This window comes from Alkalicoccobacillus porphyridii (genome assembly GCF_007293315.1).
In the GTDB taxonomy this organism is placed as follows: domain Bacteria; phylum Bacillota; class Bacilli; order Bacillales; family Bacillaceae_D; genus Alkalicoccobacillus; species Alkalicoccobacillus porphyridii.
This window is the reverse complement of record NZ_VLXZ01000337.1, coordinates 1-251: the sequence shown is the minus strand read 5'-3', so window position 1 is coordinate 251 and position 251 is coordinate 1. Positions and strand designations below refer to the sequence as shown.

Annotated in this window: 1 protein-coding gene; it reads left to right on the top strand. The window is 53.0% G+C overall.

Translation table 11 applies throughout. The features are described from left to right. Positions 1-226, top strand: a 226-nt coding sequence (locus FN960_RS24500; RefSeq protein WP_143850849.1) for an MFS transporter, incomplete at its 5' end; no start/stop codon positions are given. Positions 227-251 lie beyond the last annotated feature (25 nt).

Sequence of the window (251 nt, the reverse complement as noted above, 5' to 3'; positions counted from 1 at the left end):
CACCGCCACCAACTGGATTGCCAACATGATCGTTGGCGCAACGTTCCTGACCATGCTCAACACGCTGGGTAACGCCAACACCTTCTGGGTGTACGCGGCTCTGAACGTACTGTTTATCCTGCTGACATTGTGGCTGGTACCGGAAACCAAACACGTTTCGCTGGAACATATTGAACGTAATCTGATGAAAGGTCGTAAACTGCGCGAAATCGGCGCTCACGATTAATCTCCTCAGGCTTCCTCCCGTCGCG